Raw genomic sequence first — 22,027 nt, forward strand, 5'->3', positions numbered from 1 at the left:
AGTGTTTCAAATTTGGCACGGGATTTGAAAAGCAATTCTGGTACTTGATTTCGCCAACGATTAAAATACTGCATCTTTTATATGAACGGTGCTTATATCCCGGTACCGAAAAGGCGTGGCTGTTGGAGGGCGCCCTACTATGTCAAAAGCACAAAACCCCACACCGGAACTGATGGCGGCCTCCGGTGACGGCGAACCAGTGAAGCCGGAGAAAGATCGCAAGTTTGTCGAAGCGCTTTCTCGTGGCCTCGATGTACTGAGGGCATTTAGCCAGGGTTCGGTCATTCTTGGTAACCAGGACATTGCCCGTATTACCGGTCTCCCCAAGCCAACGGTCTCCCGCATGACCTACACGCTGACCAAGCTGGGCTACCTGAGCTACAACACGCAGTTGGAGAAATACCAGCTCAGCTCCGGGGTGCTGGCCCTTGGTTACGCGTACGTGTCCAATCTGAAGGTTCGTCAGTTGGCCAAGCCTTACATGGATGAGTTCGCCCGCCAGACCAACATGTCCGTGGGGCTGACCTGCCGCGACCGGCTGCATATGATCTATGTAGAGAACCGTCTGCCGCCTGAAGCTTCCCTGTTGCGAATGGATATCGGCCTAAAACTGCCGATGGCAACGACTTCCGCTGGCCGTGCTTACTACTGCGCCATTACGGACAAGGGCCGGAAAGTGATTGATGATGCCATGGAAGCGAAATACGGCCCGGAGGGCTGGCCGGAAAAGAAAGAAGGACTCGAGCGCGCGATGGAAGAGTACAAGCAACATGGTTTCTGCCTGTCACTCGGGGAGTGGGATCGCAACATCAATTCGGCCGGTGTGCCAATTCAACTGCAGGATGGCACCATCATGGCGCTGACCTGCGCCGCACCGTCCTATCTGGTTTCCGGTGAAAAGCTCCGGGAATCCATTGCCCATCAGCTGGCGATGCTGGCGAGTGATATCGAGTCGCTGGGGGTCTGATCGCCCACGTATGGGCCAGTAAGAAAAAGCAGGCCCTCGGGCCTGCTTTTTTTTGGCGTAATCTAATCTGGTGTCAGTTGATGCAACTGGCCATGTGATTCGCTCGAGTCGGATCAGAGTAGGTGCAGCCATAAGCTGGATCTGAAACGGTCGCTGCGTCCAGAACGTTGTCACCTGCGGGCTTGATACCCGTGTTCACCCAGTTGACGAGATCGCTGAATGCCTCTGACTCCTCGGCTTCGGTGAAGTCGCAGTGGAACGGATCGCGGATGGCCCTCTGTACCAGCAGATCATCATTGCCGTTGGCGATGGCTCGCTTACGGTAGATCTGCTCATGGACGAACGGCACGTAAAGGTCGCCCAGGCCGTGCAGCGTGAGTACCGGCACCGAGAACTGGCCGTTAACCTGCGGGATGTGGCGCAGGCCTTCCGCTCTCGGCGCATTGGCCTGAGGGTCTGCTTCAACACGGAGAATGGTGTTGTTGAAGGTGTTTTCTTCGGCAGAGCGGAGCGGGTCGTTGTCCAGCTGATAGAACGTGCCCAGGTTGCTGCTCAGGTCTCGCGCCAGTATGCCGTTTACGGTGCCGTCGCGGCCCCCGGTTCCCATTACGACGTTGTAGTAACCACCGCGGAACCCTGCCTCGAATACCGGGCGATCACCGCCGCTAAGGTTTCGGACGATAGCTTCCAGCTTCAGACCGTCTGCCGTCGGTACGCCCGGCAGGGCGAAGGATGGCGGCGTTGTCCACAGCACCTGATCAATGGCGCTCTGGTCAAAGTCGGCCGGATAGCTGTCGGGTCCCAGCCCGGCCGCATGCTGTGCGGCGAACGTGAAATCCAGAAGGTAATCGAACTCGTGGGTACCGCCCACAACGCCGCACATCGGCATTGCGCCGTCGTAGTAAACTTTGTTTCGGGCGGATGAGAGGTTTTCCTGTTCGACGGCTGCAGCCGTGATGTGCCCGCCCATGGAATGCCCGATGATAAAGGTCTGGTGGGGGGCGATCAGAGATCTACCATTTGCCTCTGCAATATCGGTAAATTTCAGTGCCAGTTCGTTGGTGTCCTCAACGCCGACTTCCACATCGTAGTAGTTCTTGCTGTAGCTGGATGCGGCCCAGGCATAACCTTCATTGATCAGCCAGCTTCTAAGGGATGGATTGCTCACGGTGAGTTCCTCTCCCGTGCCCCGGTAACCGTGGGCGTACATGACCAGCACGCCGTTCCAGTTATCAGGAACCTCCACGCGGTAACCGGCGCCACTTTCCATAATGCCCCACCAGGTGTCCGTAGTGGTTCCTGCTTCTGATTCGAATGGGAGGGTTGCCGGGTCCACGGCAAACGTGCGTTCGTCCTGCAGTCGTGTGGGTTCGGTCTGGGTGTCGGTGGAGAGTCCGTCGTTGTCGCTGCCGCCACAGGCTGAGAGGGTAATGGCGGAGGCTGCAAGTGCTGCCCTGAGGGCGTATTGCCGGATTGTCATTGTGTCATTCCTTTATGTGATGGCTTGTATAACCACCACTTTTTATTGTGATTTATGGTTTTGCATGGCAGAACAAAGTACTGCCAAGAATGAAAATTAAGAATCGGAAGTGCATTTTGTCAAGTTTGTTATTCATTTTCAGACTGTGGTTTCATAAAACAAAATCGAGCTTGAAAGCTCCTTAAAGGTCGTAGTACATTGATCTTAATTTCGCAGGTTAAAACTAGATTTCATAAGTGGCGGAATGTTCAGTTGTGCCCTGGCTGTGCCAGAGCCCTTGGTCAGGCCCGCCGCCCCGGAACATCAGAGGAGGCTCTATGTCGGAAGTTGTAACTTATTCCCGTGAACAAAGCGTTGGTGTGATCACCGTAAATTACCCGCCGGTGAACGCGCTGGGTCATGCGGTTCGATCCGGAATCCAGTCTGCCATTCAGCAGGGTCGTGATGATGCAGATGCAAAGGTTCTCCTGATCGTCTGTGAAGGCCGTACCTTTATTGCCGGTGCGGACATCCGGGAGTTCGGAAAACCCCTGCAGGAGCCGGCGCTGCCCGATCTGATCAATGACATTGAAGCGACCGACAAGCCCGTTGTCGCTGCAATCCACGGCACCGCGCTGGGTGGCGGTCTGGAAGTGGCGCTTGGCTGCCATTACCGGGTGGCCGTGCCCAGTGCCAAAGTGGGTCTGCCGGAAGTAAAGCTGGGCCTGCTGCCCGGGGCCGGCGGCACCCAGCGGCTGCCTCGTCTGACCGGCGCGCAGAAGGCTCTGGAAATGATTACCACGGGTGACTTTGTGGCGGCCGCCAGGGCGGCAGAGCTGGGTATCGTCGACGAAGTGGTCGGCAGCGAAGATGTTCGTGCCGAAGGTCTGGCCTATGCACAGAAGGTGGTTGCCGAAGGCAAGCCGGTTCGTCGGGTGAGTGAGCTGAGTGACAAGCTTGAGGCTGAGAAAGGCAGTGCGGTGTTCGAACAGTTCCGTGAAGGCCTGAAGAAAAAGGCCCGTGGCCTGATCGCACCTTTCAAGTGCACCGATGCCGTTGAAGCCGCATTTACCTCTGCGTCGTTTGCCGATGGCATGAAGCGGGAGCGCGAGCTGTTCTCCGAACTGATGGCCTCCGATCAGCGTGCCGGCCTGATCCACGCGTTCTTCTCCGAGCGTGAAGTGTCCAAGGTACCGGGACTGGCCAAGGACACACCGGTCCGCGACATCAAATCCGTTGGCGTGATCGGTGCCGGCACCATGGGTGGCGGTATTGCCATGAACTTTGCCAACGTCGGCATCCCGGTTCGCCTGCTGGAAGTGAAGCAGGAAGCGCTGGATAAAGGTCTGGCCATCATCCGCAAGAACTACGAGAACACCGCCAAGAAAGGCCGCCTGACCATGGAGCAGGTGGAAGAGCGCATGAGCCTGATTACCGGCACGCTCAGCTATAACGACTTTGCGGACGTGGACCTGGTCATTGAAGCCGTGTTCGAGCGGATGGACGTGAAGAAGAGCATCTTCGGTCAGCTTGATGGAGTCTGTAAACCGGGAGCCATCCTGGCTTCCAACACCTCCACCCTGGATATCGACGAGATCGCTTCCGCCACCAAGCGCCCGGAAGATGTAATTGGTCTGCACTTCTTCAGCCCGGCCAACGTGATGAAGCTGCTGGAGATTGTGCGCGGCGAGAAGACCGCTGATGACGTCAAGGCAACTGCGATGCAACTGGCCAAGCGCATCAAGAAAGTTGGCGTGCTGGTGGGCAACTGCCATGGCTTCGTGGGTAACCGTATGCTGCACAAGCGTGGTGCCGAGGCTATGTCCCTGGTGGACGAGGGCGCAACGCCACAGCAGGTGGACAAAGTGCTGACGGACCTGGGCTTCCCGATGGGTCAGTTTGCCATGGGTGACCTGGCGGGTATTGATATCGGTTACAGCATTCGTCAGGAGCGCCGCAAGGCCGGTGAAGATGTTGCACCTAGCTGGATGGACAAACTGGCAGAGCAAGGTCGCCTGGGGCAGAAAACCATGGCAGGAACCTATCGCTATGAAGAAGGCAGCCGCAAGCCAATTCCGGATCCAGCGGTTGATGAACTCATCGCCGAGTTTCGTAAAGAACAGGGAATCACTGCCCGCGAGGTCACCGATCAGGAGATCCTCGAACGCTGCATGTACGTCATGGTTAACGAAGGCGCCAAGATCCTCGACGAGGGCATCGCTTACCGTTCCCTGGATATTGATATCACCTGGATCTACGGCTACGGCTTCCCCGCCTATCGTGGTGGCCCCATGTTCTGGGCAGATCAAATCGGTCTGGACAAGATCCTGGACGCGGTGAAGAAGTATCACAACGAGGTTGGCGGCAAGCAGTGGGAGCCGTCCCCGCTGCTGGAGAAGCTGGTAGCCGAAGGCAAGAAGTTCGGCGACCTGTAAGCGTTTACTGATTCGTTGCGGGGTGAGTCCCCGCAGCCAACCCGTTTAAAGAGGACACGACCATGTCTGATGCAGTTATTGTTTCCACGGCCCGTACCGGCCTCGGTAAATCCTATCGCGGTGCGCTCAACAACAGCCACAGTGTCGACCTGGCAGGCCACGTGATCCAGCACGCCGTTGAGCGTGCCGGTATTGATCCGAACATCGTCGAAGATGTCATCCTTGGTGCTACCTTCCACGAGGGTGCCCAGGGTAAGAACATGGCTCGCCTGGCAGCCATTCGCGCCGGTTTGCCGGTGACCACCGCCGGCATGTCCATCAACCGGTTCTGTTCTTCCGGACTGCAGTCCATTGCGATTGCGTCCCAGCGTGTCATTTCAGAGCAGATTCCCGCCATCGTCGCCGGTGGTGTGGAGTCGATTTCCCTGGTGCAGAACGACAAGCTCAACAGCTTCCACGGCACCAACGAATGGCTGATGAAGAACAAGCCGGAACTTTACCTGTCGATGATTGAAACGGCCGATATCGTCGCACAGCGCTATGGTGTGAGCCGGGAATCCCAGGACGAGTACGCCCTGATGTCCCAGCAGCGTACGGCGGCGGCCCAGGAAGCGGGCAAGTTCGATGACGAGATCGTGCCCTACGATGCCACCATGCTGGTGAAGGACAAGGAAACCGGTGAGATCAGCGAAAAGGCGGTCACCCTGAACCGTGACGAGTGCAATCGCCCCAACACCACCCTGGAAGGTCTGCAGGGACTGGATGCCGTGCGTGGTGAAGGCAACTTCGTGACGGCGGGTAATGCCTCCCAGCTGTCTGATGGGGCATCCGTTTGTACGGTGATGAACAGCACCTACGCTGAAAAGAACAACATCGAACCCATGGGCATTTTCCGCGGTTTTGCTGTCGCTGGCTGTGAGCCGGACGAAATGGGTATTGGTCCGGTCTTCGCCATTCCACGCCTGCTGGAACGCACCGGATTGAAGATGGACGACATCGATCTGTGGGAACTGAACGAAGCGTTCGCCTCCCAGGTGGTTTACTGCCGGGATCGGCTGGGCATCCCGATGGAGAAGCTCAACGTGAATGGTGGCTCCATCGCCGTGGGTCACCCATACGGTGTCACCGGTTCCCGTCTCACCGGCCATGCCCTGATTGAGGGCAAGCGTCGTGGTGCCAAGTATGTTGTGGTCACCATGTGTATCGGCGGTGGTCAGGGGGCTGCCGGATTGTTCGAAATCGTATAAACCGGCGGAGCGGATCATGGCCCAGAAAATCATCAATCCCCAGGACCTGGCGTTCCAGCTATACGAGCTCCATGAGGTTGAGAAAACCCTGGCCTACGACCGCTATGCCGATCACAGCCGGGACACCCTGCAGGCGGCTCTGGACCTGGCGCTGAAAGTGGCTGCCGAAGAATTCGCGCCTCATGCCCGGCTGGTGGATGAAGAGGAACCCCGGTTCGAAAACGGCCGGGTTACCATGCGCCCGGAAGTGGGCAAGGCGCTCGATGTCCTGAAAGAAACCGGCCTGATGGCGGCGAGCCAGGATTACGAGCGTGGTGGCATGCAGCTCCCAGCGGCGGTGGCACAGATGTGCGTCGGCCTGCTCAAGGGCGCCAACGTGGGCACTCAGGGCTATGCCGGGCTGACCATTGCGGCCGCCAACCTGATCATGGTGCAGGGTTCGGAAGAGCAGCAGAAGCGTTACGCCGAGCCCATGATGGCCGGGCGCTTCTTCGGCACCATGTGCCTGACCGAACCGCATTCCGGTTCCTCCCTGGGGGATCTCAGGACCCGGGCGGAACCTCAGCCGGACGGTAGCTATCGGCTGTTCGGCAACAAGATCTTCATTTCCGCCGGCGATCATGAACTGAGTGAAAACATCATTCACATGGTGCTGGCGCGTCTGCCCGATGCCCCGCCGGGCGTACGCGGGATTTCCCTGTTCCTGGTACCCAAAAAGCTGGTGAATGAAGATGGCAGCCTCGGTGAACGAAATGATGTGGCGTTGGCTGGCCTGATCCACAAGATGGGATACCGCGGTACCACGTCCACCATGCTCAACTTCGGCGAAAAAGACGGTGCCGTCGGCTATCTGGTCGGTGAACCGAACAACGGCCTTGCCGCCATGTTTCACATGATGAATGAGGCCCGGATCGGTGTGGGCCTCGGTTCCGTCATGCTCGGTTACACCGGCTACCTGCACGCCCTTGAGTATGCGCGTGAGCGCAGACAGGGGCGCCCTGTTGGTGACAAGAATCCGGAGTCGCCCCAGGTGCCGTTGATACAGCATGCGGATATCCGTCGTATGTTACTGGCGCAAAAGGTATACGTGGAGGGTGGTCTGGCATTGTGTCTTGAGGGCTCAATGCTGGTGGACCAGAAAAAACACGGTCCAACAGATACCGACCGTGAGCTGGCAGCAGGCCTGCTGGACCTGCTCACACCGCTGATCAAGTCCTGGCCTTCCCGGTATTGCCTGGAAGCCAACAGCCTCGCTATTCAGGTTCACGGCGGTTACGGCTACACCCGGGAATACCCGGTGGAACAGTTCTACCGGGATAACCGGCTGAACCCGATCCACGAGGGCACCCACGGCATTCAGGGCATGGACCTGCTGGGCCGGAAGGTCGCCATGGCGGGTGGCCGTTTTTACCTCGAACTGATGAACCGGATTGAAACGACCATCGGCGAGGCTCGGCACTATGAACGGCTGGTCGATTCCGCCAACCGGCTGCAGCAGACTGCGAAAGCCATGGCTGATGCCACCGGGGCCATTAATCGCATCAAGGCCAGCGGTGATGTGGAAAAGGCACTGGCCAACGCTACGCTTTATCTGGACGCGTTCGGTCACGTGGTGGTGGGCTGGCTCTGGCTGCGCCAGGCCATGAAAGCGCTGGATGGCCTTGCCGGCAGCGGTGGCCAGACAGCCGAGTTCTATGAAGGAAAACTGAGGGCCTGCGAGTTTTTCGCCCGTTACGAACTGCCTTCGGTGGTCACCACGGCCGATCTCCTCAAGAGTGTTGATACCACCGCACTGGACATGGCCGACGAACAATTCTGACGAGATTCTCTAACACGGGAGCAAAATAACAATGGACAGAAAAGCCAGGGCCGTGGTCTGCCGCGAATGGGGGCAACCCGTTCACGTCGAGACCATTACCGTCGAGAGCCCCAAGCGGGGTGAAGTCACGATCAAGGTTGCTGCCTGTGGTGTCTGCCACAGCGATCTGTCTGCCACCACCGGTAAGATTCAGTACCCACCTCCCCTGGTGCTCGGCCATGAGGCCGCCGGCGTGGTTGTGGAAGTGGGTGAGGGTGTCACCGACTTCCAGGAAGGTGACCATGTGGTGAGTTCCTTCATCTCCATGTGCGGCAAATGCCGGCAGTGTGTTCGTGGTCGTCCCGTGTTGTGTGAAAACGCCCGTAAAGCGATGTTCACCCTGCCGGACGGGACAGTTCGCACCAAGGACGCCAACGGTGAGCCGTTGAATGTGTTCGGTGCCTGCGGCGTGATGGCGGAATACGCCACCATGCATGTGGACAACTGTGTGAAAGTGGATGAAACCGTGCCCATGCAGAATGCGGCGTTGGTTGGCTGTGCCGTGATGACGGGAGTCGGTGCCGTGTTCAATACTGCTCAGCTGGAGCCGGGTTCGCGTGCGGCGGTCTTCGGCATTGGTGGCGTTGGTCTCAATGCCATCCAGGGCTGTGCCACTGCCGGTGCGGAAATGATCGTGGCGGTCGACAGCAACCCGAAGAAGCTGGAAATGGCGAAGGAATTCGGTGCTACCCATACTGTGAACATCAACGACGTGGACGATGCCGCCAAGACGGTGAAGAAAATGAGCGGCGGTGTCGATTATGCGTTTGAATGCGTCGGTGCCGGCCCCGTTGTGGAACAGGCCTACAAATGCCTGGGGCGTGGTGGTACCGCCGTGGTTGTCGGTGTTGCTGATCCCAAAGACAAGACCTCGCTGACGACCCTGACCCTGCCTGCCGATGAACGTACCCTCAAGGGCAGTTGGCTCGGGTCCGCCCGTCCCCAGCACGATTTTCCCCGGATTCTGGGCCTGTACAAGGCCGGCAAACTGAAATTGGATGAACTCGTCACCCGCACCTATCCCATAGAGGAAGCCGCCCAGGCTTTCGATGATATGGTGGCCGGCAAGAACGCCCGTGGCGTTATCGTATTCGAGTGAGGAGAACGCAATGAATAATCTGAGCAAGAATTACATCAACGGCCAATGGGTGGCCTGGCAGGGCGAAACCATTGATGTCCATGAGTCCGGCACAGGCGAGGTGATCGCCCGTGTACCGGCCTCCGGCCGCGATGAAATGGAACAGGCCATTGCTGCCGCTGACGCAGCGTTTGAGAGCTGGTCAGAAAGCACCCTGGAGGACCGACTCAAGGTACTCGAGCAACTGCATGCTGGGCTTAAAGAACGCGGCGGCGAAATCGCCCAGGCTATCTGTCGGGAAGTGGGCATGCCCATCAAACTGGCCGTCCCAATCCAGGCCGGTATGCCGGCAGCCGTCACCAAAACCTACCTGAAGATGCTGCCGGACTTTCCGTTCACCGAAACCTCCGGCAATTCCGAAGTGCAGTACGCCCCGGTTGGCGTGGTGGGTTGCATCACGCCCTGGAACTATCCGTTGCATCAGGTCATCCTGAAAATCGTCCCGGCCATCGCTGCGGGCTGCACCGTGGTGCTGAAGCCGTCAGAAATCGCCCCGCAGAGCGCCTACATTCTGGCGGACATCCTGGATGGCACCGACCTGCCCAAAGGCGTCTTCAACCTCGTGTGCGGCGAAGGCCACACTGTGGGCGACACCCTGATCAAACACCCGGACGTGCGCATGGTGTCGTTCACTGGTTCGACCCGAACCGGCCACCTTATTGCCCATGCCGCGGCCGATGACTTCAAGCGCATCGCCCTAGAAATGGGCGGAAAATCCGCCTCGGTTATCCTGCCGGATGCCGACCTGGGCGTCGCCGTCAAAGGCACCGTCAACAACTGCCTGCTCAACTCCGGCCAGACCTGCACCGCACTGACACGGATGCTGGTTCCCGCAGACAAACACGATGAAGCCTGCGAACTGGCGGCTGCCGCCGTGGCCAAAATGACCCCGGGCAACCCGCTGGAGGAAACCACCCGCCTCGGCCCGTTGGCCTCCGCCCAGCAGCGTGACAAAGTCATCGACTACATCAAACTCGGCATCGAAGAAGGCGCCACCCTTGTGGCTGGCGGACCAGAAGCACCGGAAGGCTGCGACAAAGGTTACTTCGTCAAAGCGACCGTATTCGGCAACGTCAAACCCGACAGCCGCATCGCCCAGGAAGAAATCTTCGGCCCCGTGCTGTGCGTGATTCCCTACACGGATGAAGCAGAAGCCATCCGCATCGCCAACGGTACTCAATACGGTCTGTCCGGCGCGGTCTGGTCCGCAGACGACGCCAAAGCCAAAAAAGTGGCAGGAAAACTGAGAACCGGCCAGGTCACCGTCAACGGCGGTGCCTTCAACCCGCTGGCGCCGTTCGGCGGCTTCGGACACTCCGGCCTCGGCCGCGAATTCGGAAAATGGGGCCTCGAAGAATTCCTGGAAGTCCGCTCCCTACAGCTCTAAACCAGGAGTTTGATCGGTCTGGGGGCTAGGCTGGGGGTGGGGTGCCTTTTCTTCTGGGAAAAACAACTCGCTGTGCTCAGACATTTTTTCCCGGCAGAAAAGGCACCCCACCCCCAGCCTGAATCGACTATGGCAGGTCGCTCCTCAGGCCTTTCCGCCAAGGAGAATTCGGACCGCCGTGCAGGCGTCTTCCAGTTCTTCGTCCCGTGGTTCCCTCCCACCGATGATGTCGCTGTAGAGGCAGGACTCGGCCAGGCGGACCATGAAGTACGACAGGCTTTCGATATTCATCGGAGGATCGATGTAACCGGAGGCGACCTGATCCCGAAGGGTCCGGGTGTTGGCTTCAACCGTTCGGCTGTGAAGGGTCGATTGGGACGAGGTCAGGATGCGCAGGGCGTATTCGGGATCCTGATTGATGAATCGACGCAGGGGCTCGAAATGGAGAATGGTTGAGTTGATCTGGCGATAAACGCCGACCACGAAATCGACGCCTTGTCCCGGTGTTGAGGACAGAGCTTGCAATCGCACGGGTTCATAAAGTGACCACAGAACCTCACCGATCAGGAGGTCCTTGTTGCCAACCCAGCGGAACAGCGTGGCACGACCAATGTTGAGCTCGTCGGACAGGGACGCGAGATGAATTCGTTCACCCTTGAGCCACATACGGCGGGCCCGTTTGAACGCGTCGGCGGGGGTTGCTCTTGTTGTTGTCTGTTCTGCCACTGAAACCTCGTGCCCTCGTTTCAACTCATTTTAACGACAAAAAAGGAATGCCGCTATGAAGACCCGTATTACCGAGCTGTTCGGAATTCGCCACCCGATTATTCAGGGAGGCATGCATCATGTCGGCTATGCAGAACTGGCGTCAGCGGTCTCCAACGCGGGCGGTCTGGGCATGATTACCGGCCTTACCCAGCCGACCCCGGAAGACCTGGCCCGGGAAATTGCCCGTTGCCAGACCATGACCGACAGCCCGTTCGGGGTGAATCTGACCTTCCTGCCTTCCTTCAAGGCACCGCCGTATCCGGAATACATCGATGCCATCATCGAGGGCGGTGTAAAAGCGGTTGAGACCGCCGGCCGCAGTCCAGAGCAGTATATGGAGCGGCTCAAGAGTGCGGGTATCAAGGTTATCCACAAGTGTACGTCGGTGCGCCATGCCCTGAAGGCGGAAACGATCGGTTGTGATGCGGTCAGTGTGGATGGCTTCGAGTGCGGTGGCCACCCCGGTGAGGACGACATTCCCAATTTCATTCTGTTGCCCCGGGCCGCGGAAGAACTGAAGATTCCGTTTGTCGCTTCCGGAGGGATGGCCGATGGTCGCAGCCTGGTCGCAGCCATGGCACTCGGGGCGGAAGGCATGAATATGGGGACCCGCTTCCTCGCCACCCAAGATGCGCCAATCCACGATAACGTCAAACAGGCCATTGTCGAGGCCGACGAGCGCCAGACCCGCCTGATCATGCGCAACCTGCGTAACACCGAGCGGGTGATGGACAACGCGGCAGTGCAGGAAATCATCCGCATCGAGAAGGAGAAAGGCGAAGCGGAAACCATCGACGATATCCGTCATCTGGTGACGGGTGTCAAAGGCCGCCTGGTGCTTCAGGAAGGCAAGATGGATGAGGCTGCCTGGAGCTGCGGTATGGTAGCTGGCCTGATTCACGATATCCCCAGCTGCGACGAGCTGATCAGCCGGATCATGTCCGAGGCTGATGCCATTGTCCGGGAGCGGCTTTCCGGTTTTCTGGCGTAACGTCCTTCCCTATGACGTCACGCTTGCCTCCGTCCTTATGGGGCTGGCGTGACAGTTCTGTGATAATTCCGCTATACACTCTCTATGTGTTCGTGAATCTGCCGTGACGGGGCTTTGTCAGGCTGTTGGTGTCGCCGGCAACAAACGGCCGGCCATAACCTGATAATACGGAGAGATCACGATGCGACACATGACCCGAATGCTGACTGTAGCCTGCATGGCCCTGATGGGCTCATTTGCCGTTGCCGGCGATATGAAAGACGATGACGGCATGATGAAGGACGACACCATGATGGAAGACTCCATGTCTGAAATGGACATGTCTGATGACAAGATGTCGGATCACGGCATGGCGAAAGATGACATGGCTGGAGACATGGGGCACGGTATGAAGGACGATGCCATGGGCTCGGACGGTATGGACGACATGAAAAAGCCCATGGACGACAGCGGCATGATGAAATCCGACGACGACAAGATGTGACCACCACCGGCACAGAGGCAGAGACAGTCACCCATGACCCGAACAGTACTCATCATCGAGGACAATCCCGGCATCGGGGAACTGGTCCGTATGCAGGTCGCGGACCTGGGGATGCAGGCGGTCCTAATACCCCGCGGTGATACCGGACTGGATCGTTTCCGTGAGGGCGGCATTGATCTGGTCATCCTGGATCTGATGCTGCCCGGCATGGATGGCCTGTCTGTCTGTCGTGAAATCCGTTCCAGCCCCGGTTATGTTCCGGTCTTGATGCTCACGGCAAAAAGCACCGAACTTGACCGGGTTCTGGGGCTGGAGATGGGCGCCGACGACTACCTCACCAAGCCATTCAGCGTGGCTGAGCTGGCGGCCAGGATAAAAGCGTTGTTCCGGCGGGTGGATGCTCTGGATTCAAGGGCACCCGAGCCCGCACAGGAAGAGGAGGTCGTTGTCGATGGCCTGCGCATCGATCCGGTGCGACGCCGGGTGTTTGTGGATGACCAGGAAGTGGAACTCACCGCCCGGGAATTTGAGTTGCTGTGGCACTTCGCCCGTCATCGTGGTCGGGTGTTCAGTCGTGCACAGCTGCTTGATGCGGTCTGGGGGTACAACCATGAGGGCTATGAACACACCGTGAATACCCACATCAACCGGCTTCGCAACAAAATCGAAGCAGACCCTGCCAATCCCCGATTCGTGCAGACCGTTTGGGGTGTCGGCTACCGGTTTATGGACTAGACCATGACCCTTTCCCTGTTCCGCACCCTTTATGCCCGCCTGGCCCTCGGGCTGTTCTTGTTGCTGGTAACTGTTGGTGCCCTGTTTACCGTGCTCAGCCTGTACTCAGTGCGGGAATACACCGCTGCCATCAATCAGGAACTGAATCGGGACCTGGCCAGCAACCTGGTATCCGACCGTAACCTGATCACCGATAACCGGCTTAACCGGGATGCCCTGAAGCAGTTGTTCGCGCTGTACATGAACATCAATCCCAGCATCGAGATCTATCTGCTGGACCGGGACGGCCGGATCCTCTCCTATTCTGCGGATCCCGATAAAATAAAACGAAACCGGGTATCGCTGGAACCAATCCAGACCTTAATGGCGCATCCGGATGCTTTCCCCGTGCCGGGGGACGACCCCCGCAGCCATGATCGCCGTAAGGTCTTCTCGGTGACCACCGTGCCCTTTCAGGGCCAGCCGGATGGCTATCTCTATGTGGTCTTGCGGGGCGAGGAGTACGATCTGGCCGAGAGCATGGTGCATAGTGATCGTCTGATGCAGATGGGGGCAGGGGCGCTGTTGGTGAGCCTCATCGTTGGCTTGCTTGGCGGCCTGGTCTACTTTCGGTTGCTTACCCGGCGGCTGTCTGTCCTGACCGCTCGGGTTGAACATTTTGAGGCGGGTGAGCAGCCGGAGGTCGAGCCGGTGACCGTGCGGGGTGACGACATCGATTATCTGACCGTTCGCTTCGACCAGATGGCCCGTCGCATTGCCGCGCAACTCGAACTGCTCAAAGACAAGGATCAACAGCGGCGGCAACTGGTGGCGCAGGTCTCCCATGATCTGAGAACGCCCCTGGCATCGATCCAGGGTTATCTCGAAGCACTCAAGCTGAAACAGCAAACCCTCTCGCCAGAGGAACGGTCCAGATTTACCGAGGTAGCACTGGCAGAAACCCACCGGCTGGGCACCCTGGTGGGGGAATTGTTCGAGCTGGCCGCGTTGGATGCCCGGGAAAAGCAGCCATCGCCCGAGCCTTTCCTCATAGCTGAACTTGTGCATGATGTGGTCCAGAAACACCGCCCGGGCGCTGAGGAGGCATCGGTCAATCTGGGGATTTCACAGGCCGAGCCAGTCATGATCCAGGCCGACATCGCAATGGTTGAGCGCATACTCGATAACCTGATCAGCAATGCGGTTCGCCACTCACCGGAGAATGGCGCGGTGAACGTCAGTGTCCGGCCCGTGAATGATGGGGGCGAGATTCTGGTGTCGGATTCGGGACCGGGAATTCGCAAAGAAGACCTGGAGCATTTGTTTGAACCTTTCTATCAGGCGCCGGGCCGCCAGGGCTCCGGTCACGCAGGCCTGGGGCTGGCGATCGCCCAGCGTATGGCCGAGCTTCAGGGTGGCTGGATCGAAGCCCGTAACCGGACCTCTGGCGGGGCGGAATTCCGGGTCTGGTTGCCGCTGGCCTGAATAATCCATCCCGTTATAGATTCGTAAGAAACCATAAACGTTTTCGTGAATCACAGACGATACCCTGACAGTAACGAAATCTGTCACAGGAGATGTGTTATGAAACGCAACATCATGGTTATTGGGTCGGCCCTGTTGCTGGTGATTGCCGGCGTGCTGGGAACGGCTTTCGCGACGGCGGACAACCACCAGGAAAGAAGCCGATACGCCCCGGACGATCCCAACCTCAAGGTGGCGACCTTTGCGGGTGGTTGTTTCTGGTGTGTCGAGGCCGGCTTTGAGAAAGTGCCTGGCGTAATTGAGGTGGTTTCAGGCTACTCCGGTGGCGATGAGACGAATCCGAGCTACAAGCAGGTGTCGTCGGGCAGCACCGGTCATACGGAGGCGGCCCAGATCTATTATGACCCCACCAAGATCACCTACGAGGGGCTGGTACAGGGGCTTTGGAGAATCATGGACCCCACCGACGCCAACGGACAGTTCGTGGATCGCGGCCAGCAATATCGACCGGCCATCTTCTATCACAATCCAGAACAGAAGCGTATCGCAGAAGCGGCGAAGAAGAAGCTCCAGGCATCCGGGCTGTACGAGAAGCCTGTGGTCATCGAGATAGTGCCTTTCAAGAGCTTCTACCCGGCTGAGGAATACCATCAGGATTACTACAAGAAGAATCCGATTCGGTACAAGTTCTACACCTTCAACTCTGGCCGCTACCAGTTTATTGAGAAAGTGTATGGTGAGGACTACGAGCTCGACTTCACGCCGTATATGCCGTCTGGTATGGAGGATGATGGCCAGAAAAACGAGGGCATGAAGAGTTCCGGCATGGGGTTCGATCCGGCCAGCTTTCAGAAACCATCGTCAAAAGCCCTCAAGGCAAAGCTGACGGAGCTCCAGTATGAGGTGACTCAGGAAGATGCCACCGAGCGTGCCTTCAGCAACACCTACTGGGACAACAAGAAGGCAGGGTTGTATGTGGACGTGGTCTCCGGAGAGCCGCTGTTTTCATCCCGGGACAAATATAAGTCCGGCACCGGCTGGCCCAGCTTTACCAGGCCGATTTCACCGGATGCGGTTACCGAGCATGAGGACAACACGCTGTTCATGAGTCGCGTGGAGGTTCGAAGCCGTTACGCCGATTCGCACCTGGGGCATGTCTTCAATGATGGTCCCGCCCCGACGGGACTGCGTTACTGCATGAATTCCGCTGCCATGCGCTTCATCCCGCTGGAGGATATGGAGTCTGAGGGGTATGGGGATTACATCCCTGAGGTGACCGGAGGCAACTAAAGCCAGAGGTCACCGATCGGAGTGTCGGGACTGAAGTGATGGTGGATTTGTGCCTGTAACAGTTCCGCCGTCGCCGCGGCGTCCATCAGGGCATTGTGGGCAGCATAGTGGGGCAGGCCATAACGCCCCCGGCTGTCCGCAAGGCGGATGGATACCGGCTTTTTTCCCATCCACTGTTGCCAGCGTGTGGGCCTGCGGTTCGGGTGAAGGTGAGCCTCAATGGCCATGGTATCCAACACTGGGAAGCGAATGCCCTCCCCCAGTCGCCACTTGAGAGCGACATCCAGAAATCTCCGCTCAATATCACGATAGTGCACGACGGGAATCCGGCCGTTGAGCATGCTGAACATCTCATCCAGGATTTCGGACATGTCGGGTGCGTCATCGATGTCGCTGTGGGTAATGCCATGAATCTCGATGGACGTCTGATGCAAGGGCAGCTTCGGCCGAACCACCCAGTGCCGCGCCCGCCCAAGCTGGATGCCTTTGAGTGTAAAGGGCACCAGGCCAACGCTAACGATTGAATGCTGGTTTGCATCCAGCCCTGTCGTTTCAAAATCCATGGCAATTAACGGCACGTCCGACATGGGTGTGTCTGCCGAAACGCAGCCCGCCTGGTAGAAGGCTTTCAGCAACGGATGCCGGGATTCGAGCGCCAGGGCTTGATATCGGGCCGGCCAATCCGTTGGAACCTGGTCCTGGGGTTGGAGATCCGTTGATTTCTTACTGGACATTCCGGCCTACCCCGGCGTTGTATCGGAAGCGGAGAAACTTCTGGGCGTTGCTGACAATCTGGAACGCGTCTTTCAGGTGATTGCGTTCGAAGGGGGAAAGATCTTCCGGACGAACGTTGTTGTCCGGTTCACGACCCTCTTCGATCGCCAGAGCCTGATGGCGGATGCGGACAATGGAAATGAACTCGAGCGCATCCTGGAGGTTCTCCAGGTCTTCTTCAATGATCAGCTTGGTTTTAGCAATGGCGGACAGCCGGTCGAACGAATTCTGGGCCCGCGAGCCGCAAGCCAGGGCGTGAACGCGGATCAGATCGGACAACGGCGCGGTCCCCCGACGCTTGAGGTTGAATGTCTTCCGGTGTTGGCCGTCTTCCTCAAGCACAAACGTGCGGAAGAAGCCGAGGGGCGGTGTCCGGTTCAGGGCGTTGCGTGCCAGCAGGGTCAAAAAGCGCTGGCTGTTGCTGGCTCGCTCCGCCACCAGCGCCTTCAGTTCGTCGGCGAAGCGGATATTGCCGTGAATGCCGTCCAGATCGAAGAAGATGTTGCTGTTAAGCAGGGCTTCCGCCTTGGGGTTCTCGATCCAGTCGGTGAAATACTCTTTCCATACCTTCAGCGGCTGTCGCCACTTCGGATTGGTGGCCATAATATCGCCGGTGCAATATTTGTAGCCGCATTCCGCCAAACCGTCACTGACGAACTTTGCCAGGGCCAGGAAATAGGCATCGTGTTCCTCTGGCACAAAGCTGTCGTCGAGGATCATGGCGTTGTCCTGATCGGTCACCACGAGCTGCTCATCCCGGGCCATAGAGCCCAGCCCCAAGAAACAGTACGGTACCGGCGGTGGCCCGAGCTTCTCCTCGCCCAGCTCCAGCAGCCGCTGGGTGAAGCTTCTGCCGATACCGGCCATGGCGCTGCCAATCATGTGGGAGTTGGCATCCTCGTTCACCATCCGGACGAAGCTGTCCCGGACATCCCGGCTGATTTTCTTCAGGCCTTTGACGTTCTGCTGGTGGTAGATGTTGCTGACCAGGTAGAGACTGCTCTGGCTCTCATATTTGACGATATCGGACAGTGCGATCACGCCCCGTACCTCGTCCTTTTCCATCACCGGCAGGTGGTGCACATTGTTGTGCAGCATGGTGAGCATGGCTTCGAAAATGAACGCGGTGGATTTGATGGTGATCAGCCCCTCCGACATGATGTCGCTGATCGGTGTTTCTGAAGGCAGGGCTTCGGTGACGGCACGGGTTCGCAGGTCCCGGTCGGTAATGATGCCGTGCAACAGGGGTTTGTCGCCTTCCTCATCCATCAGCAGCAATGCGGAAACACCCTGATCCGTCATGATTCGGGCCGCTTCCTGGAGGCGTACGGTGGATGGCGCGGATATGGGTTTTCGCGCGATCAGGCGGGTGACCCGGGCGGTCATCAGGTCGTTGGACTTTTCCCGGCGGGAGAGTGCCGATCGCAACCGGGAGTGGTCCTCGATTTCGACGAAATCGGCGAAGTTGTCGTCGTTTTCGAACAGGTACTGGAAGGTTTCGCTGGGAATACGGTAGGTCAGTGTGTCCTCAAGGGCCTTGGCCGGGAATCGCACTTTCCGGTTCATCAGCAGACCAATCTGGCCAAAAATGTCACCTTCTCCCACCCGGTTGTAGAGTTCTCCCGAGCGCCGGAACAGTTCCACGGCACCGCTGCGGATATAGAAGAGCCAGGTATTCGGGTCCCCCAGGTCAAGAATCGGGGTGCCGGCCCGGAAGTATTCCACCTCGATGCTTTCCACGACCTTGTCGAGCAGTTCTTCCGGCATCTCGTCAAAGGGCGGGTATTGGGCCATGTGGTTGCGAATGTCGATGAGCTCGGCCTGCATGATTCTCCCTGCGCAGCAATGGCTGGAATCCAAAACGTGATAGTAATCAAGGACTATAGCAACAGGTGGCAGGACTGACCATGAAGAAGGGGCGGCCCATAGGCCGCCCCGGTCATAAATGCGGGATTTACTGATTCAGTGACTGGAAAATGCTCTGGTTGCCACAGGCATCGCCGTTGTCGTACCCGGTGTCGACCACGTTGTTTATCCAGTAGGTCAGCAGTTCCACTCCCTCCTCATGGGCCACGCTGCGGGCGATGGGTGGCATGCGGCGCTGAGGATCGCTTTCATCAGCAACCCGGCAGGCGACAATGGAGCTGTCAGCATCACCGGGAACCACAATATGCTGTCGTCCGCAGGAGCCGCCGCCAGTGGCCGTTGGCTTCTTGCAGATGCCATAGCCCGCATCCACATTGCGGTAGTGGTCCAGGTAGTATCCGGTGTTGGAAGCTGCTCCCCGGTCGTTGTGGCAGTGCTGGCAGTTCACCTCCAGATAGGCGCGCAGGCGAGCTTCTACATCGGCATCGGAGCCGGCGGCTTCACCGCTGTCACCCGGCAGGTTCCAGTGTGGCAAGCGCTCGATGTTGGTGGCAATGCCGGCGCCATCCAGCTCCAGTGTCGGCACATTGGTAAGTATGCCCTGGTCGACCCAGTATTTGAGCTGATTCACTGCCGGGAAACCGCCCTGACCACTGGCACCCATAAACGAGGATTCAGGCGCATAGGCCCGGTTCAGGTTACGGGGTTTGGGACCGATGGGGGCCGACCCGGATTCCACATCATCGTTGCTGTGGCAGGTGATGCACTGGTTGGCATTGGGGATGGCATAAGCGTCGGTTGAGCCGGCCAGCAATTCGCCGGTGGTAGGGTCCTGATAGTGCCAGCTAACGGCGCGGGTTCCACCTCCCATGGCGAGCCTGGCAACGGGTTGTCCGTCGGTGTCCTGTTCCCAGATGTAGGTCAGGCCATCCCAGAACGCTTTGCCGCTCTCGCTGACTCGTTTGATCAGCAGGCGTGTTTCTACCATCTCCTCGGTTCCCGCACTCTCGTCGGTGAAGGCAAAGGTTTTGGCAATGACGGTCCCGGTCGGGAAATAAATCGCGTCATTGAGGTTCCCGCCATTCTGACCGTCTACATACACGGCTTTGGTGCCCGGCGGTACGAACGCAACCCGATATTTGGTGGCGTAGTCGGAGAACAGTTTGCTGTTCAGCACGTAGGGTACGCCGCCCTCATGAGGCGTGCTGCGCGGATTGGTGGGATCGGCAAACAGGTTGTACTGGTCCAGAGTCGGGCAGTTCAGTGCCAGTGCCTCGCGATTCACCGCGCCGGGCTTCATTTTCTTGCTGCATACCCGGTTCACATAATCTTCACTGGGCGCCGGATCGATCGAACCGCTGGGCTCGAAGGGCGGAATGGTGACCCTGGGCAGCGCCGGTAACAGTTCACCGAAGCGGGCCTGGCAGTCGTGTACCGACGCGTCGGTGTCTGCAATGGCGCCATCAAGACCCTCGAGCACGGTTTGCATGCCCTCGAGTGTGAGTATGCTGGTGTCCTGCTCGGCTGCGGCGAGAACCAGTTCCAGGCCCTCGGTGCCATGGAAGTTCATGTAAGCCTGGCTGTCGTCCGAGAATTGGTTGTTGTTAAAGCAGGACCCCCACTGAGGCAGTTTGCGTTCAGCGTTGCTGTCGAACTTGTACGCGTTGTAATGGCAGGACGGGTTCGGATGCTGGTTGGTGTGGATGGGTTTGCCATTCTCATCCGAGGGTACGGGCTGGCCATTGGCGTCCACCGGGTAAGGGCAGTCGGCGTCCAGGTCATCGCGCAGACCGTCCCAGACGATGTGAGCTCCCTTGCCGGGATTGGTCACATTCTTGAGACCGATCAGAGTCGGGAGCACGGTTTCCACCTGGCCTTCGAGCAGCACCTTTTCATAGTTTGGCGGCGGCAGGTCGTAGCCGGAATTGCGCATCACGTTGTCGTGAATATGCAGGCCTTCGGTGTAGGGATCGAGCTTCTTGTCCGCGGTTTTATCCTTACCATCGATCAGCTCATAGCTGGTATAGATCACCGCGGCGGTGCTGTGATCTTCAAAGGTATTGTTCACCACCTCGATGTTGTCGTAGCCGAGGGTGATAAAACCGGTGCCCCGTGGCACCGCCGACACCAGCCCGCTGTGGGCGAAGTTATAGGTGTTGTTGTTACGGGCGATGTTGTTGAGCATCACCGAGGTGTCGCCATACTGGGTGATGTTTTCCAGATCATAGATCAGGAAGCCGCCCGTGTTGCACTCGGCCAGGTTGCTGTCGTACTCGCCGCCCTGGACGTTCTCGATCTCGAAGCCCATGACGTTGTACACGGCCCGGCTGTTGCGGATGATCGCAGTGTTTGTCTGGCCCACGTAGATGCCCGCATCCGACGCACCCACGGATTCGGAGTTATCCACCAGGATGTTCTCCGATTCCACCGGGTAGATGCCATAGCGGCCACTGGCAGAGCTTGGGATATAGTCTGGCGTCGGGTCGCCTTCGTTGAGTGGCGGGTTGGTACAGGCCACGTTCAGGCGCTCGCTGTAGTTGTCTGCAGTGATGGGCGCGCCGCCCCCGGACCAGATGGCCCGGACATTGAGCAGGGTGCCCCACTTGACGCCCTTCAGTTTGAAGGCATCCCCCGGGGAGTCTGCGATGGTCAGATCCTGAACGGTGATGCCACGTACGTTGAGGGCTTCAAGACCCGTGACGTTATCGCTGTTGCGGAAAGACAGCACCGTTTCGTCCTTGCCGCAGCCTTTGATCAACACGTCTTCGGTGGCCTGGATAAGGAGACCGTGTTCAAGCTCGATAAAGCCACAGCCGAATTCCAGTGTGTCCCCCGGTCTGAGCTGGATCATGGCACCGACCATGTCGCTGGTGGCGGATTCTCCGGGGTCGACCCGGAATACCCGGCCGTCGCTGAAGCGATCCTGAGGCGGCGTATTTTCAGGCGGGGCGCCGTTGGCAACGGCAGAGGCGGCAGAGTCCCCGCCACTGTCTCCGAGGCAGCCGGCAAACAGAGGTATGGCCATGGCCAGTGCGAGGGTGGCCGCTGATCGCTTGGATAGCGGAGAACGACCTGTAGGTACGTGTTTTTGGAACATGAGAGTGTTGCTCCTTGCTGCTCCGATGCTCACCGTGGGGTGAGCATTGGATTTATTGTTGTTGTGG

The 22,027-nt window shown here is 58.3% G+C and carries 16 protein-coding genes; 11 read left to right on the forward strand and 5 right to left on the reverse strand.

Going from position 1 to position 22,027, the window contains the following annotated elements; all coding sequences use genetic code 11:
* Positions 1–139: 139 nt before the first annotated feature.
* A complete protein-coding gene (locus tag D777_RS14955; RefSeq protein WP_036133868.1) occupies positions 140–967 on the forward strand; it encodes an IclR family transcriptional regulator in 828 nt (275 codons plus the stop codon).
* Positions 968–1,040: 73 nt separating this feature from the next.
* On the opposite strand, the gene D777_RS14960 is transcribed toward D777_RS14955, so the two are convergent.
* A complete protein-coding gene (locus tag D777_RS14960) occupies positions 1,041–2,447 on the reverse strand; it encodes an alpha/beta hydrolase (RefSeq protein ID WP_036133870.1) in 1,407 nt (468 codons plus the stop codon).
* A 317-nt stretch (positions 2,448–2,764) separates the two neighbouring features.
* On the opposite strand from D777_RS14960, the gene D777_RS14965 reads away from it, so the two are divergent.
* From D777_RS14965 to D777_RS14985, 5 genes are all read left to right on the forward strand, one after another.
* Positions 2,765–4,861 carry a 3-hydroxyacyl-CoA dehydrogenase NAD-binding domain-containing protein gene (locus D777_RS14965; protein WP_036133872.1) on the forward strand — a complete coding sequence of 699 codons (2,097 nt, stop codon included), beginning with the start codon at positions 2,765–2,767 and terminating at the stop codon, positions 4,859–4,861.
* Between the two features lie 62 nt (positions 4,862–4,923).
* Positions 4,924–6,108 (forward strand): acetyl-CoA C-acyltransferase, encoded by a 1,185-nt coding sequence (locus tag D777_RS14970; RefSeq protein ID WP_036133874.1) that lies wholly within the window; start codon positions 4,924–4,926, stop codon positions 6,106–6,108.
* Positions 6,109–6,124: 16 nt separating this feature from the next.
* Positions 6,125–7,927 carry an acyl-CoA dehydrogenase gene (locus D777_RS14975; RefSeq protein WP_036133876.1) on the forward strand — a complete coding sequence of 601 codons (1,803 nt, stop codon included), beginning with the start codon at positions 6,125–6,127 and terminating at the stop codon, positions 7,925–7,927.
* A 31-nt stretch (positions 7,928–7,958) separates the two neighbouring features.
* Complete coding sequence (locus D777_RS14980) at positions 7,959–9,065, forward strand: zinc-binding dehydrogenase (protein ID WP_036133877.1); 1,107 nt, start codon at positions 7,959–7,961, stop codon at positions 9,063–9,065.
* Positions 9,066–9,075: 10 nt separating this feature from the next.
* Entirely contained in the window at positions 9,076–10,491 is a 1,416-nt protein-coding gene (locus D777_RS14985; RefSeq protein WP_036133879.1) for an aldehyde dehydrogenase family protein, read from the forward strand.
* A 144-nt stretch (positions 10,492–10,635) separates the two neighbouring features.
* Here D777_RS14985 and D777_RS14990 read toward each other — a convergent pair whose 3' ends face one another.
* The gene (locus tag D777_RS14990; protein ID WP_036133881.1) at positions 10,636–11,217 is read right to left on the reverse strand and encodes a QsdR family transcriptional regulator; all 582 of its coding nucleotides are present in this window, start codon (positions 11,215–11,217) and stop codon (positions 10,636–10,638) included.
* Positions 11,218–11,272: 55 nt separating this feature from the next.
* On the opposite strand from D777_RS14990, the gene D777_RS14995 reads away from it, so the two are divergent.
* The 5 genes from D777_RS14995 (at position 11,273) to msrB (ending at position 16,223) form a co-directional block, all read left to right on the forward strand.
* Entirely contained in the window at positions 11,273–12,250 is a 978-nt protein-coding gene (locus D777_RS14995; RefSeq protein ID WP_036133883.1) for an NAD(P)H-dependent flavin oxidoreductase, read from the forward strand.
* Positions 12,251–12,431: 181 nt separating this feature from the next.
* Positions 12,432–12,734 (forward strand): hypothetical protein, encoded by a 303-nt coding sequence (locus D777_RS15000; RefSeq protein ID WP_051669130.1) that lies wholly within the window; start codon positions 12,432–12,434, stop codon positions 12,732–12,734.
* 33 nt (positions 12,735–12,767) lie between these two features.
* Positions 12,768–13,469 (forward strand): response regulator transcription factor, encoded by a 702-nt coding sequence (locus D777_RS15005; protein ID WP_036133885.1) that lies wholly within the window; start codon positions 12,768–12,770, stop codon positions 13,467–13,469.
* Between the two features lie 3 nt (positions 13,470–13,472).
* Positions 13,473–14,933 (forward strand): sensor histidine kinase, encoded by a 1,461-nt coding sequence (locus D777_RS15010; RefSeq protein WP_036133887.1) that lies wholly within the window; start codon positions 13,473–13,475, stop codon positions 14,931–14,933.
* 99 nt (positions 14,934–15,032) lie between these two features.
* Positions 15,033–16,223, forward strand: coding sequence for a peptide-methionine (R)-S-oxide reductase MsrB (msrB, locus tag D777_RS15015; protein ID WP_036133890.1), 1,191 nt, complete (start codon positions 15,033–15,035; stop codon positions 16,221–16,223).
* Here msrB and D777_RS15020 read toward each other — a convergent pair.
* The 3 genes from D777_RS15020 to D777_RS15030 form a co-directional block, all read right to left on the reverse strand.
* The gene (locus D777_RS15020; protein WP_036133892.1) at positions 16,220–16,957 is read right to left on the reverse strand and encodes a 3'-5' exonuclease; all 738 of its coding nucleotides are present in this window, start codon (positions 16,955–16,957) and stop codon (positions 16,220–16,222) included. The genes msrB and D777_RS15020 overlap by 4 nt on opposite strands.
* Positions 16,947–18,824: a putative nucleotidyltransferase substrate binding domain-containing protein gene (locus tag D777_RS15025; RefSeq protein WP_036133893.1), complete on the reverse strand. Its 1,878-nt coding sequence runs from the start codon at positions 18,822–18,824 to the stop codon at positions 16,947–16,949. Before D777_RS15025 ends, D777_RS15020 begins: the two co-directional genes overlap by 11 nt.
* A 127-nt stretch (positions 18,825–18,951) precedes the next feature.
* Positions 18,952–21,960, reverse strand: coding sequence for a parallel beta-helix domain-containing protein (locus D777_RS15030; protein ID WP_081849577.1), 3,009 nt, complete (start codon positions 21,958–21,960; stop codon positions 18,952–18,954).
* Positions 21,961–22,027: the final 67 nt, after the last annotated feature.

Origin of the sequence: Marinobacter nitratireducens (genome assembly GCF_000708045.1) — a bacterium.
In the GTDB taxonomy this organism is placed as follows: domain Bacteria; phylum Pseudomonadota; class Gammaproteobacteria; order Pseudomonadales; family Oleiphilaceae; genus Marinobacter; species Marinobacter nitratireducens.